The organism is Frateuria sp. sgz306004, assembly GCF_057750885.1.
Map to the genome: position 1 here is coordinate 346,100 of NZ_JBYLFE010000005.1, position 13,282 is coordinate 359,381.

The window sequence follows — 13,282 nt, forward strand, 5'->3', positions numbered from 1 at the left end:
CACTTACGGACAACCCTATGCGTACCTATTTGTTTGGCGCCGCTTGCCTGTGCTTGGCCGCTGGCGCCCATGCCGCGGACTTCAACAACTGGCCGACCCGCTACACCACCGAGGGTGGCACGGAGTGGAAGGTCACCGGCAACTACCAGTACGACTTTACCCATAGCCGCCACACCGACCTGATCGACGATGCGCACACGCATCGCCGCAAGGAACTGGGCGCCACCGTGCGCCGCAACGGCGAATGGGACGCCATGGTCTATTTCGACTTCCAGTCCAAGCGCTGGCTGGACGTGTACGCGCGCATAGATAGCGCGTGGCTGTTCGGCGAGGATTACGGCAAATTCCGCATTGGCCACACCAAGATCCCAGTGGGGCTGGAAAGCAACACGGGCTCGCGCGCGCATAGCTTTATCGAGCTGTCGCTGCCGGTGCTTGCCCATCAGCAAAGTCGTCGCACGGGCGTGGATTGGTCGCTGGAACGCCCTACTTATCTGATCCAGGCGGGTTACTACCCCTGGCAGGATTTCCAGGGCGACAACGACGGCACCACCACGGCGGCGCGCTTCGTCTGGACGCCACGCAAGGCGGCGGGCGATGTACTTCACCTGGGCGCATCCGGCGCCATTGAGCATCCGCATGGCACCACCGATGGACGCGACGTGTACAAAGCGCCGAGTGCGCGCTGGCAAGCCCGCCCAGAGCACGGCCTCACTGATGTGCGATTAGTGGATTCAGGCGCGTTGAGCCAAGTCCGCAGTATTCAACGCTCCGGCGTGGAAGGTCTGCGGATCAAGGGGCCGTGGTCGGTGCAGGGTGAGTACATGCGCTCCCACATCTCCCGCCGTAACGGTTTGCCCAATTACACGATCGATGGCTACTACGCGTTTGCCAGCTACGTGCTTACCGGCGAATTGCGCGGATACACTGCGGGCAACATGGCCAACCTCAAACCTCGTTCCACATGGGGTGCCGTTGAGCTGCTGGCTCGCTACAGTGCGCTGGACCTGGACGACCGCAGCATCCGCGGCGGGCGTCAGCACAACGTTACCTTGGGCGCCAACTGGTACCTCACGCAGTACTTCAAGTTCGAGGGCAACTACCTGTGGGCACGTGCATCGCGCCAGGGCGTGCAGCAATCCCCGGACATTGTTGAACTGCGCGCGCAAGTCGCTTTCTGATTCACTCGTCGCGCGTTATCGCGACCATGGCGCCCCGCTTGTGCGGGGCGCTTTTGCGTTGGCTCAATCCAGCGCGTCGTTTGATTCGTCGGATGCTGAGAGCCAGCGTGCGAACCCTGCCGCCTGGGTGCGCGAACGGCAGCCCAGTTTGCGCAGCACCGCGGCCACGTGCGTTTTTACCGTGTTCTCCGCCAGGCCCATGCGATCGGCGATCTGCTTGTTGAACAAGCCCTGGCCCAGCAGCGCCAGCACCCGTTGTTGGGGCGGCGACAAGCACAGTACGCGCGCGGCCATGGCGTCCTCGCTCGGCCCGGCCATGTCGGGCGCGACCACGAACCAACGCGAACCCGCCAGCACGGCGCGTATCGCTCGCACGTAGGTGTCGATGGAAGCCGCTTTGGACACAAAGCCAACCGCGCCAGCTTGATACACCTGTTGCACGACGAGCGGCTGCTCCTGCGCGGAGATGACCAATACGGGCAACGCAGGGAGCAAGCGGCGCAGCGCATGGAGCGCGGAGCAGCCCGTGCTTCCGGGCATGGCGAGGTCAAGCAGGGCGAGGGTAAGCGACGACTCCTGCTGCGCGATGGCCGTGAGTTCGTCTTGGCTGGCTGCTTCCAACACGCGGGCGTCGGGAGCGATTTCGCGCAGCGCCTCTTGCAGCGCTGCGCGAAACATCGGGTGATCGTCGGCGATCAGAATGGTGTGCATGTGCGGACCGCCGACCATCGCCCCCGCACGAGGCGGGGGCGGGTCAACTTACTTCTTGGCGAACAGGTGCTCGACGCCGGCGCGCTCTTCGCGCAGTTCCTTGTCGGTGGCATCCATGCGGGCGCGCGAGAAATCATTGATTTCCAGGCCCTGCACGATGGCGTACTTGCCATCCTTCACGGTGACCGGGTAGCCGTAGATCACGCCCGGGGCGATGCCGTAGGAGCCGTCCGACGGAATACCCATCGAGGCCCAGTCACCTTCGGCGGTGCCCTGCGCCCAGGTGCGCATGTGATCGATGGCAGCCGACGCGGCCGATGCGGCCGACGAGGCGCCACGCGCCTTGATGATGGCCGCGCCGCGCTGCTGCACGGTCGGGATGAAGTCGCTCTCGTACCAAGCCTGATCGACCAGCGACAGCGCAGCCTTGCCGTCCACGGTGGTGTGGTGCAGGTCCGGGTACTGGGTGGAGCTGTGGTTGCCCCAGATGGTCATCTTCTTGATGTCGGTGCTGTGCTTGCCGGTCTTCTCGGCCAGCTGCGACAGGGCGCGGTTGTGGTCCAGGCGCACCATGGCGGTGAAGCACTTGGGGTCCAGGTCCGGGGCGTTCTGCTGAGCGATCAGCGCGTTGGTGTTGGCCGGGTTGCCCACCACCAGCACCTTCACGTCACGCTTGGCGTGATCGTTCAGGGCCTTGCCCTGCGGGCCGAAGATGGCGCCGTTGGCTTCCAGCAGGTCCTTGCGCTCCATGCCCGGGCCGCGCGGACGCGCGCCGACCAGCAGGGCGTAGTCCACGTCCTTGAAGGCAACGTTCACGTCGTCGGTGGCAACCACGCCAGCCAGCGTCGGGAACGCGCAGTCGTTGAGTTCCATCACCACGCCCTGCAGCGCGGGCAGCGCCGGGGTGATTTCCAGCAGGTGCAGGATCACCGGCTGGTCCGGGCCCAGCATGTCGCCCGCGGCAATGCGGAACAGCAGGGCGTAACCGATCTGGCCGGCAGCGCCGGTAACGGCAACACGAACGGGGGCTTTCATCGGGGAAACTCCTTCAACTTGGGCTATCTAACAAAAAATAAGGCCCGCGCCGGACGGCACGGGCCCCAAGATCATCAGGTGAGTTCTGCAAAGAACGCCTGGATACGTTCCAGCCCGGGCTGCAATTGTGCGGTCGGGCAGGTATAGGAAATGCGCATGGCGCGCGGCTCGCCGAAGGCCGAGCCGGGCACGCAGGCCACGCCCTTGGCTTCCAGCAGTGCGGCGCAGAACTCCACGTCGTTGTTGATGCGCACGCCGTTGTGGCTCTTGCCGAAGGCCACGGACACATCGGGGAACGCGTAGAACGCACCCTGCGGTGTCGGGCACACCACGCCGGGGATCGCACGCAGCGCGGCGACCACCTGGTCGCGCTTGCCGGCGAATTCCTTGCACTTGGCTTCGGGCACATCTTGCGGGCCGCTGAACGCAGCCACGGCCGCTGCCGTGATCACTTCCGGCACGCTGGTGATGTGATTGGAGTTGAGCGTGGTGATGGCCTTGGCCACCGCTTCGGGGCCGGCAATCAGGCCCACGCGCCAACCGGGCATGCCGTAGGTTTTGGATACCGAGTCCACGAAGATCAGGCGATCCTTCAGCTCCGGCTTCACGTGCACGAAGTTGTGATAGCCGATGCCGTCGAACACCATGGAGTTGTAGATGTCGTCGGTGATGATCCAGGTATCGGGATACTTCACCAGCACCTCCGCCAGCGCCGCGATTTCGTCGCGCGTATAGACCATGCCGGTGGGGTTGGACGGGTTGTTGAACAGGAACACCTTGGGCTTGCGTGCCAGCGCGGCATCAAGCTGGGCCGGCGTGAGTTTGTAGTGCTGCTCCGGGCCGCAGTGCAGCACGTTGGCCTTGGCGCCCACGATGTCGGCGATGTCGTGGTAGGTGGTCCAGTACGGTGCGGCAAAAGCGATTTCCTCGCCCTCGTTGAGCAGCGCTTCGGCCAGGTTGTACAGCACCTGCTTGGCGCCGATGCCTACCGAGAGATGGCTGCGGCCGTAACCCACGAAGCCCAGCTTTTCGATGTGCACCAGGAAGGCATCCAGCAGCGCGTCCGCACCGCGGTTGCTGCCGTACTGGCCGGAGTCGTGCGCAAGCGCCTCGCGTGCGGCGGCGTAGACGTGCTCGCCGGGCAGAAAGTTGGGAACGCCAATGGAGAAGCTGATGATGTCGCGACCGGCAGCCTTGAGCTGCTTGGCCTTTTCGGCGATGACCATGATCGCGCTGGGCTTGGCGCGACCGACACGCTGGGCAAGCTGGGGCATGACTTCCTCGTGAGTGGGGACGAAGACAGCAAACCCGGCAATTTTAGCATGCGGCGGCGCGTCATCCGCCTACCCTCCCCCCGACGTTCGGCGCATTGACGCCTGGCCCGCCCTGGAGCTGCCACCGGCCCGCAGGCGGAGGAATCGAGTGAGTTCAACCAGTTACAGGTGCAAGAACGCGCACGCTTTCGCGAAAGTGACGCCAGCCTGCATCGTCCATCCGTCGCAGGTGCAGACGCCTTCGTGTCGTTGCATCATGAGCGCGCCACCCGCCCGGCAGGGAGTGCCCTGGGCGCGGCGGCAACGGGCCTATGGGACGGGGCCTGGCTGGGGTGCACAGGAAACCTTCCGAACACTCACCAAGGACAAATGCTTATGCATTGGCTATGGGTAATCATCGTCGGTCTGGTCGTCGGCATCATTGCCAAGGCGCTCACGCCTGGCAAGGAGGCGATGGGCTTCATCATCACCGCCATCCTCGGTATTGCCGGTTCGTTTATTTCCACCTTCATCGGCGAAAAGCTGGGGTGGTGGGGCGAAACCGGGTTCGTGCATTTCCTGGGATCGATCGGCGGCGCCGTGATCCTGCTGGTGATCTACCACGCGGTGTTCCGCCGCAACGCCACCTCGTGACGCCGGCTGCCCTGGCGGTGCCTTGCGCACCGCCGGGCGCTTTGTCGAATCCACTCAGGCAGCGCTGCTGCCGCCGCCGAACAGCTTGCCCGCCAGCGAGGTAAGCGCACCCAGGTCAAAGCCACCGCCCTGCGCTGGCACTTCACCGTTTGGCGTGAGGTGATCCACGGCGTGCGGCAGCACCTGCGAAAGCTGGCCTAGCAACTGGTTTTGGTCTACGCCCAGCTTGCCGGCTGCCTCCTGCACCAGCGAACCCAGTCCGCCGTTTTGCAGGGCCTGCCCCAGCTGATCGCCGGATACCGCCTGGTTGGCTCCCGTGCCTACCCAGGACTGGACAGCGTCGCCCAGCCCATGCTGCTGCAACATGGCCACCAGGCCCTGCACGCCGCCTGCCTTTTCAATCAGCTGGCCGGCTACCGAGACGAGCGAGGAACCACCGGCCTGGTTGCCCTGGGCAGCGCCAAGCAGATCATTGAGGAAAGACATGACGACATCTCCTTGAGTGTGGGAGGACGCAGATCGTGCATCGCGTGGAGCCGTTCGATTCTAGGCCGCTCGATCACGCATAGCCATGACAACGCACCAAAGAAAAAGGCCGCCGCCCCAGGGGAGCGACGGCCTCGTTCACGTCATGTGGACGTTGGCGCTCAGGCGCGCTGATCCAGCACGTCGTTCCATTCCTTCACGCGCTCGGCCTGGGCGGCCAGCAGTGCATCGACGTCGCCTTCCACGGTGACCGTTTCGATGGTGTCGCCCTGGCGAATGGCATCGACCACCGCCTGGTCAGCCGCACCCACCACTTCGCCGAACACGCTGTGCTTGCCATCCAGCCACGGCGTGGCGCCATGGGTGATGAAGAACTGGCTGCCATTGGTGCGCGGACCGGCGTTGGCCATCGACAGCACGCCCGGCTTGTCATGACGCAGCGAGGCGTCGAACTCGTCCTCGAAACGATAACCCGGGCCACCGCGACCACTGCCTTCCGGGCAACCGCCCTGGATCATGAAGTCGGCGATCACGCGGTGGAACGGCAGGCCGTCGTAATAACCGCGACGCGCCAGGTTGACGAAGCTGGCCACCGTCACCGGGGTCTTGTCATCGTGCAGGCGCAGGTGGATCGGACCGCGGTTGGTGGTCATGGTGACGTTGATGGTCATCGGAAATCCTTGTTTTTCAAAAGCAGCACGCCGCCACAGGCGCCCTGCGGGCCGCCAAGGATACCCCAGGTCACGTCGATGTCAGCGCCGGTTCGCGATCTCTCGGCACTGCCTATAGGGGCCGAAAGCAGGCGCTTGGCCCCTACCGAGCCTGCCGCTTACCCCGGGCCAGGCACCCACGGCGCTGGCAGCGCCAGTTGTTCCGCCGTCAGCGCACCCGCACCGCGCGGCTTGGGGCTGGGCGTGGGCACCAGTGCCGGCCAGGGCGCCCCCTGGAACAGGTGGACCCACAGGCGATCCAGTGCTGCGTAGCCGTAGGGCAACAGCGGCACATGCTGGTCACCGAAGCCGGGGATGGCGAGGAACGCATCGAAATGCTGCGCGTAAGGCACCCGCCAATACAGCGGGTGGGCACCTTTGGCGCGAGCCCATGCGACATAGGGTTCGGAGGTGAAGCTGGTGGGCAGCAGGCCATCGGCTGCGCCATGCACGACCCACAGCGGCAAGCTTGCACGCGGCGGCTTCACTTGGGTGGCGGCCACCCCGTCACGCAACGCCTGGGTGCTTGCATCGGTGTCCTCCCAAAGCGAGCGCAGGCACAGTGCGCCCGGCAAGCTGGGATCTTCCGAGTGATCGGTGCCGCCCAGCAGGGCCACGCCATTGCCCGGCGGGATGCCGGACGCATCGGCCCACCAGGATGCGCGCGCGGCTTCATCGGGCTTGCCGGTGAGCGCGTAGTGGAAACCACAGGGCATGTCGCCCGGGCCTTTGCGCATATAGGCCGAGGCATAACCGGCCGTTACGGCGCGCCACAAATCCAGCGCGGTGGTGGATGCCGCGGTGGCCATCGCCTCGTCGGTCCAGCCGTCGGCACGCAGGTGCTCATACGCTTGGGCGGCCTGCGCGCTTACCTTGGTGCCGCTGACCAGGCCATGCTGATGCAACTGGTGACAACGTTGCGCCCACGCGGGCGGCGTTTCGCCCTTGGGCGTGCGCGCCATGGGTGCATGATCGAAGCGCGCATCCATCAAGGCGCAAGGCAGCCAGATCGAAGCATCGGTGGCGTAGTCGTACAGCGTGCGGCCCTGCCCCGGCACGTTTACGTTGGGCTCCAACGCCACCACGCCCGCGAGCAGGTGTGTATCGTCCAGCCCCGCCGCCTGCAGCACGGCGCCACCGCCATTGGAAACACCGGTGGCGATGATGCGCGTGTTTTCTGCCGTGAACGGCGCCTGGTCGGGGAACGCGCGATCGAGCATGGCCAGGCCGAACTGGGCAGCCTGCAATACATGGCGGCCCCAGTCGGCCTCGGGGTTGTCACCCGAATGCACGTGCTTGACGGCCACGCCTTCGCGCGGGCCACCCGCCTGTGGCTCGAATTCCAGCATGGCCTCGCCGCGATGCGCGCGCGTGCCGTCCAGCTTTACGCCAGTGTCGGTGGCAAGGTCGAAATAACCAGCGCCGGTGCCCTTGTCGGTATAGGCCACGGCGCAGCCGCGCGGCAGGCCCCAGGCGCCGGCCAGCGCAATGGCGCCATAGATGCCGCGCGACCCGGAGGACGCCGTCACCACCAGGCAGCGATGAGTGCGATCGAACTGATCCGGCACCTGCAACAACACGCGGTGCGGCGAGTGCGCGCCGGGTATCCAGGCAAATGCCTGGTATTCGCGCCCCGGTACCGTGGGCACCGCGCCATACACTTTCCCGTAGCCCCCTTGCGGCCCCAGGTCGGCGATGCCCTTCCAACTGGTTTGAATGGCCCGGCGCCGCAACTCTTGCGGCGTGGGCTGCGCGGGATGCGCAAACGGCGCGGGCGCGCCGGCCAGCCCGGCCAGGCCCAAGCCCGCGCTGAGCAAGTCGTCGCCATCGCGGTGCTCCGTGACACGCACCTCGCCGCGCACGAAATCAGGGTTGTGCATGCCGGACTCCTTGGTCGCGGGCGTGCCGGCACAGGACGCCACCAAGGGCGCGAGCAGCACTATCCAACGGGGGATGCGATTGATCATGCCGTCCACCATAGCAAGCGGGAGCAAGCTCACCATCGTACGAAAGTCCAGCACAAGGCAGGACACGGCGAGGTGAGGAGGCGGGCCGTTGCAGCGAATATGCCGTTCGCACCTCGACGCCGACCGCGCGCCCCGCTAACGTCGTCGGCCATGACACGCCTGCTTATTGCCGACGACCACCCCCTGTTCCGTGCTGCACTGCGCCAAGCGGCCAGCGAGAGCGTGGCCGATTGCAGCGTGGTGGAAGCGGCCGACCTCGCCGGCGTGCTCGACGCACTGGCCAACGATGCCGATATCGACCTGGTGCTGCTCGATCTGCACATGCCGGGCAGCCAAGGGCTCTCGGGGCTCGCCACGCTGCGGGGACAGCACCCTGGCGTGGCCGTGCTGGTGGTATCGGCGCATGAGGAACCGCGTACGGTACGTCGCGCGCTGGATCATGGCGCCGCCGGCTATATCCCCAAGAGCGCGAGCCCCGGCGATATCGCCCAAGCGATCCGCCAGGTGCTGGACTGCGGCAGCTGGCTGCCCAAGGAACTGGCGCAAGCCGTGGCCGCACTGCCCGCCGACCCGGCCGACGTGGATCTGGCCGGCCGCCTTGCCCGCCTCACCGAACAGCAGTACCGCGTGCTCGCCTTGCTCGGCGAAGGCCTGCTCAACAAGCAGATCGCCGACCGGCTGACCATCCAGGAACGCACCGTCAAGGCGCATGTCACCGCCATCTTCGAAAAGCTCGGCGTGCGCAACCGCACGCAGGCTGGCGTGTTGTTGCGTTCGCTGGACCTGGGCGACAGCGCGCGCCCCTAAGCACCTGTTCTCGATTGGCACGTAGCCCGCGTTGCGCTGGTTTGGCCCGTCATTCCGCAAGGGCGGCCATGACCCGCCCGATCCAACGCAAGGCTTATCGCCGCGCCACCACCACACGCTGCAACACTTGGCGCAGCGCCAGCGGCTTGAGCGGCTTGTAGAGCACGCCGATACCGCGATCGAGCAGGCGTTGGCGTAATTCGCCATCGCGATCGGCCGTGAGAATCACGGTGGGCACGTCACGCGCGGCTTCGCCCAACGCGTGCAGCACATCCAATCCGGTGCGCCCCGCATCGAGGTGATAGTCGAAGATGTGCAGATCCGCCGGCCACGGTGCCGCCTGCGCCTGTTCCACTGTGCGTGCAGCGTGCACCTGCCAACCCCAACCGGTGAGCAACACGCTCAGCGCCGAAAGCGCCGCGGGCTCGTTATCCAGCACCAACGCGCGCCCGGCCGGCAACGGCTGCGGCTGCATCACCTCCTGCATGGGCGTGGCAGCCGCCTGGGCGAGCGGCACGCTCAGTTGGAACACGCTGCCGCGACCGCTCCAGGAGCGCAGCCCCAACGGATGATCGAGCAACGCCGCCATGCGCTGTGCAATGGACAAGCCCAGACCCAACCCCTGACCGCCCGCCGCGCTGCCGCGCCGGAATTCCTCGAAGATCAAATGCTGCTCTGCCGGCGCAATGCCCGGCCCGTTGTCCCACACCTCCAACCGCAACTGCGTGCCGCGGCGACGCAAGCCAAGCAGCACGCGTCCGCCCTCCGCATAGCGCAAGGCGTTGGAAAGAAAGTTCTGCAATACGCGACGCAAGAGCTGCGGATCCGAATGCACCCACAGGCGGGTGCGCACCACGTCGAAGCGAATGCCGCGATCGGCCGCCAGCGCCCTGAACTCGGCCGCCAGCGGGTCGAGCACGTCGGCTAGCGCAAAGTCGCGCGGCTGCGCCTGCAAGCGCCCGGATTCCAGGCGCGCCATGTCGAGCAGGCCCGCGAGCAGGCCTTCGGTGGCGGCCAGGGCGCCGTGCAGGTGTCGCCCGGTGGCGTGGTCGCTGCCGCGCTCCACCAAGGTATGGGCGAACAATTGCGCCGCGTGCAGCGGCTGCATCAGGTCATGGCTTACGGCCGCCAGGAAACGACTCTTGGCCGCGTTGGCGCGCTGCGCATCGTCGGTGGCGGCGGCCAGTTCGCGCGTGCGCTCGGCCACGCGCAACTCCAAGGTTTCGTTGGCCGCCTTGAGCGCCGCCTCGGCGCGCCGGAACGCCGTCACATCGGTAAACGTGGCGACAAACCCGCCGCCCGGCATCGGGTTGCCGCGAATCTCCACCACCGTGCCATCGGGAAAACGCCGCTCGGACAAATGCTGCGTGCCGGCGCGCATGTGCGTTAGGCGCTGCTGCACGCGCGTCTCCAGCTCACCGGGGCCGATCATGCCGCGCTCGATGTTGTAGCGCGTAAGGTCGGCCACAGGCCGCCCCACGTGCAGCAAGTCGCGCGGATAACCGAACAGGCTCGCGTAGCGACTATTCCAGGCGACCAGGCGCAAGTCCGCATCCACCACGCAGATGCCCTGGCTCATGTTTTCCAGCGCCGCCTCCAGCACGCGCTGGTTGAAGCGAAGATCTTGCGCGGCCTCGTCGACGATGGCGGCCACGGTGTCCAGCTCGGCGCGCCCTTGTTGACGCACCAGCTCCAACAACAGGCGTGCGGACGAAGCACCGATCACCGCCGCCAGGTCGTGCTCCACCGCCGCAACGCGCGTGTGTCCGGCCACGCCGACGCTCGGTGCATCGTCGAACAAGTGGGCGACACGATCCACCGGCAGAAAGCGCATGGCGAGCGCGCGCAACTCGGCCACGCCCAGATCGCCCACGCTGGCTGCGTGCGGCGCATGGCCGTAACGCGAACCCGCTACCAGAAACATGGTGGCGACGTTCGCCAACAAGCTGAGCACCACCGCACGACCCAACGTGCTCCAATCGCCCAGGCCAAGCAAACCTTGCGGGGCCAGCCATGCCACCCCCAGCGGTCCTTCGCGCAACCACGCCGTGTGATGCGCCTGCATGGTGGGCAGCAACACGTACAACCACACCAGCGTGCCCACGGCCAGGCCGGCAGCGACCGCGCGCGGCCCCAGTTGCGGGCGATAGATCGCCACCAGCAGCGCGGGTGCCAGCCCAGCCAACGCGGAGAACGAAATCGCGCCGATGTCGGCCAGCGCATCGTTGCGCGCAAGCACGCGGCTATAGCCCCACGCCAGCAGGATCACCGCGAGAATCGCCACGCGACGCTGGTTGAGCACCTCGCCGCGCAGGTCGCCCTGCTCGTCGCGTCCCCAACCCGCGCGCACGCGCAGCGGTGCGATGAAGTGGTTCACGATCATCAAGCTCAGTGCCAGCGTCGCCACCACCACCATGCTCGTGGCGGCGCTGAGGCCACCCAAGAAAGCCACCAGCGCCAACCCGTGTTCGCCGCGCGCCAGCGGCAACGCCAACACGTACAGATCCGACGGCACGCCGCCCGGGCCAAGCCACGCATCACCCAGCTTGGCCAGCGGCAGGATCGGCAGCGAGATCAGCAGCATGTACAGCGGAAACAACCAGCGCGCCGTGCGCAGATGACTGTTGTCGCGGCACTCCACCACACCTGCATGGAACTGATGCGGCAGCGTGAACATGGCCAACGCGCCAAGCAGAATCAGCGCGGGAAATCCATTGCTGTCGTGCTGTACGGGCGCGCTCGCCATCAACGTGCGACTGGTCGGCGACAGCAGTAAGGTGCCCAGCGCCAGCATCGCGCCCAGCTTGAACAGCGACTCGAACGCCATGGCCAGCACCAAGCCACGGTTATGCGCCATGGCCGAGGCACGGCGCGTACCGAACAGCATCGCGAACAAGGCCATGAGCAGGGCCACATAAAGTGCGCTGTCCTGCCAGGGGTCGGCTTCGGACAACTGGCCGCGACTGAGCATGCCGTAGCTCATCGCCACCGCCTTAAGTTGCAGTGCGATGTACGGCACGATGCCGATCAGCACCACCACCGTCACCAGCGCAGCGAGCCCGCTATGGCGGCCCAATCGCACTGCGATCAAGTCCGCCAGCGAGCCGGCGTTGTAGTCGCGCGCCAGTTGCACCAGCCGCCGCAATACGCCGATGGCGAAGATGTACATGAGGATCGCGCCGACAAAGGTCGGTGGTAGCCACCAGCCAGAACGGCTGGCCTGCGTCACCGTGCCGTAGAACGTCCACGAGGTGCAGTGGATGGCCAGCGACAGCGCATACACCACCGCCCAGCGTCGTTCGAACCACGCCGGCCGGCGCTCGCCCACCAGAGCCACGCCGAACAGCAAGCCCAGCCAGATCAGCCCCGCCGTGGTGATGGTGGCGCCGGTCAGCACGAAAACCCACCCGCTACGCCGTTACGGGCGTGCACGCCATGCCTCAGTGCGAAAGACCCAGTGCCTTCACGGCCGTGACCAGCCAGCGCAGCTGCACGCCCTGGCGGCTGTCGTAATCGGCTCCGGAATATCCCCACCAGTCCCAGCATGCTTGCGGATTCAAAGGCGCGGTACTTGCGCGGGTCTGAGGATACAGGACCGCCACATCGTAGACGTCGGCCCAGCGATTGAAGCCGGCATCCTTCACGAACGCCTCGCCCACGGTGTCCGCGTTCTGCTTGCAGCCATGAAAGGCCACCAGCAGGCCGCAGCGTTTGCCGGCCACGCAGTCGGGCGGCAGGTAGATATAGCCCTCGCTCGCCATGAATGCATCGGCGCCATCCGGGCGATACGTATCCTGGTTGAAGCGGCGCAGCTCGCCCTTGGCGGCACCCGCCGCTCGCGCGGACTTGCCGAACATCTGCCCAAAGATTTCGCCGGCCGCATCAAAGCCGCAATGTCCCAAAAAAGGCGATACCGATTTGTCGCAATCATCGCCTGCGGCGGCAATGGGCAGGTTGTGCGCGAACGCTCGCGCGCCATCCTCATGCACCTGAAGACTCTTGAGCGCCGGCGTGTCCTCGCGCAGGTGCTCGTAGAACTGCGCGGCGGCACCGGCCACCACCGGCGACACGACGGCGTCGTCCTTGCCGTGCAGCACGTAGACCCGGCCGTGTGCCAGGTCTTTCAATGGACCGATCTCACCGGAGGCCGCTCGCTGCGTGGCACGCGTGGCGAGCGCGGCGGCGTCGGGCGCGGGCACGCCCTTCATGCACGTACTGAGCGCGAGATCCAGGCGCCCCGCCGCGCAACCGAACGGGCCACCCGCCACCAGTGCGGCGGAGGGGAACCACTCCGGATAGGCCATCTGCACCTGGGTTGCCATATAGGCCCCGGAGGACAGCCCCGCCACCGCGACGCGGGCGGGGTCCAGCGTGAGCCGGGGCAACGGCGCCGCCTCGTCGGCGCACGCGACGCCGGCCAGCCAACCCATGACGAACAACAGACTGGCCAGACGGCGCATGCGCTTCTCCTGCGGTAG

10 protein-coding genes and 1 pseudogene are annotated in these 13,282 nt (G+C 66.4%); 3 read left to right on the plus strand and 8 right to left on the minus strand.

The features are described from left to right. Nucleotides 1-17 precede the first annotated feature (17 nt). A complete protein-coding gene (locus AC3G2C_RS12975) occupies nt 18-1,181 on the plus strand; it encodes an OprO/OprP family phosphate-selective porin (protein WP_488385031.1) in 1,164 nt (387 codons plus the stop codon). 63 nt (nt 1,182-1,244) lie between these two features. Here the strand turns inward: AC3G2C_RS12975 and AC3G2C_RS12980 are convergent, their stop codons facing one another. From AC3G2C_RS12980 to AC3G2C_RS12990, 3 genes are all read right to left on the minus strand, one after another. Then, nucleotides 1,245-1,892 carry a response regulator transcription factor gene (locus tag AC3G2C_RS12980; RefSeq protein ID WP_488385032.1) on the minus strand — a complete coding sequence of 216 codons (648 nt, stop codon included), beginning with the start codon at nt 1,890-1,892 and terminating at the stop codon, nt 1,245-1,247. 48 nt (nt 1,893-1,940) lie between these two features. After that, entirely contained in the window at nt 1,941-2,927 is a 987-nt protein-coding gene (locus AC3G2C_RS12985; RefSeq protein WP_488385033.1) for a malate dehydrogenase, read from the minus strand. 74 nt (nt 2,928-3,001) lie between these two features. After that, the gene (locus tag AC3G2C_RS12990) at nt 3,002-4,201 is read right to left on the minus strand and encodes a pyridoxal phosphate-dependent aminotransferase (protein WP_488385034.1); all 1,200 of its coding nucleotides are present in this window, start codon (nt 4,199-4,201) and stop codon (nt 3,002-3,004) included. A gap of 375 nt (nt 4,202-4,576) precedes the next feature. Here AC3G2C_RS12990 and AC3G2C_RS12995 point away from each other — a divergent pair, with 375 nt between their 5' ends. Continuing rightward, nucleotides 4,577-4,834: a GlsB/YeaQ/YmgE family stress response membrane protein gene (locus AC3G2C_RS12995; protein ID WP_488385035.1), complete on the plus strand. Its 258-nt coding sequence runs from the start codon at nt 4,577-4,579 to the stop codon at nt 4,832-4,834. 54 nt (nt 4,835-4,888) lie between these two features. Here the strand turns inward: AC3G2C_RS12995 and AC3G2C_RS13000 are convergent. The 3 genes and pseudogenes from AC3G2C_RS13000 to AC3G2C_RS13010 form a co-directional block, all read right to left on the minus strand. Further along, nucleotides 4,889-5,335 (minus strand): annotated as a pseudogene (locus tag AC3G2C_RS13000) (YidB family protein); the annotation flags it as partial. Between the two features lie 146 nt (nt 5,336-5,481). Then, nucleotides 5,482-5,991 (minus strand): peptidylprolyl isomerase, encoded by a 510-nt coding sequence (locus AC3G2C_RS13005; protein WP_488385036.1) that lies wholly within the window; start codon nt 5,989-5,991, stop codon nt 5,482-5,484. Between the two features lie 158 nt (nt 5,992-6,149). Then, the gene (locus tag AC3G2C_RS13010) at nt 6,150-7,997 is read right to left on the minus strand and encodes a 3-hydroxybutyrate oligomer hydrolase family protein (protein ID WP_488385037.1); all 1,848 of its coding nucleotides are present in this window, start codon (nt 7,995-7,997) and stop codon (nt 6,150-6,152) included. Between the two features lie 150 nt (nt 7,998-8,147). Here AC3G2C_RS13010 and AC3G2C_RS13015 point away from each other — a divergent pair, with 150 nt between their 5' ends. Further along, nucleotides 8,148-8,804 (plus strand): response regulator, encoded by a 657-nt coding sequence (locus AC3G2C_RS13015; protein WP_488385038.1) that lies wholly within the window; start codon nt 8,148-8,150, stop codon nt 8,802-8,804. 94 nt (nt 8,805-8,898) lie between these two features. On the opposite strand, the gene AC3G2C_RS13020 is transcribed toward AC3G2C_RS13015, so the two are convergent. Together AC3G2C_RS13020 and AC3G2C_RS13025 are read right to left on the minus strand one after the other, a co-directional pair. Next, nucleotides 8,899-12,201 carry a hybrid sensor histidine kinase/response regulator gene (locus AC3G2C_RS13020; RefSeq protein ID WP_488385039.1) on the minus strand — a complete coding sequence of 1,101 codons (3,303 nt, stop codon included), beginning with the start codon at nt 12,199-12,201 and terminating at the stop codon, nt 8,899-8,901. Between the two features lie 43 nt (nt 12,202-12,244). Next, nucleotides 12,245-13,264, minus strand: coding sequence for an extracellular catalytic domain type 2 short-chain-length polyhydroxyalkanoate depolymerase (locus AC3G2C_RS13025; protein WP_488385040.1), 1,020 nt, complete (start codon nt 13,262-13,264; stop codon nt 12,245-12,247). Nucleotides 13,265-13,282: the final 18 nt, after the last annotated feature.

Bases quoted from the DNA above. Each gene is read 5' to 3' on its own strand.
- AC3G2C_RS12975 (WP_488385031.1), top strand. From the start codon at position 18: ATGCGTACCTATTTGTTTGGCGCCGCTTGCCTGTGCTTGGCCGCTGGC.
- AC3G2C_RS12980 (WP_488385032.1), bottom strand. From the start codon at position 1,892: ATGCACACCATTCTGATCGCCGACGATCACCCGATGTTTCGCGCAGCG.
- AC3G2C_RS12985 (WP_488385033.1), bottom strand. From the start codon at position 2,927: ATGAAAGCCCCCGTTCGTGTTGCCGTTACCGGCGCTGCCGGCCAGATC.
- AC3G2C_RS12990 (WP_488385034.1), bottom strand. From the start codon at position 4,201: ATGCCCCAGCTTGCCCAGCGTGTCGGTCGCGCCAAGCCCAGCGCGATC.
- AC3G2C_RS12995 (WP_488385035.1), top strand. From the start codon at position 4,577: ATGCATTGGCTATGGGTAATCATCGTCGGTCTGGTCGTCGGCATCATT.
- AC3G2C_RS13005 (WP_488385036.1), bottom strand. From the start codon at position 5,991: ATGACCATCAACGTCACCATGACCACCAACCGCGGTCCGATCCACCTG.
- AC3G2C_RS13010 (WP_488385037.1), bottom strand. From the start codon at position 7,997: ATGATCAATCGCATCCCCCGTTGGATAGTGCTGCTCGCGCCCTTGGTG.
- AC3G2C_RS13015 (WP_488385038.1), top strand. From the start codon at position 8,148: ATGACACGCCTGCTTATTGCCGACGACCACCCCCTGTTCCGTGCTGCA.
- AC3G2C_RS13025 (WP_488385040.1), bottom strand. From the start codon at position 13,264: ATGCGCCGTCTGGCCAGTCTGTTGTTCGTCATGGGTTGGCTGGCCGGC.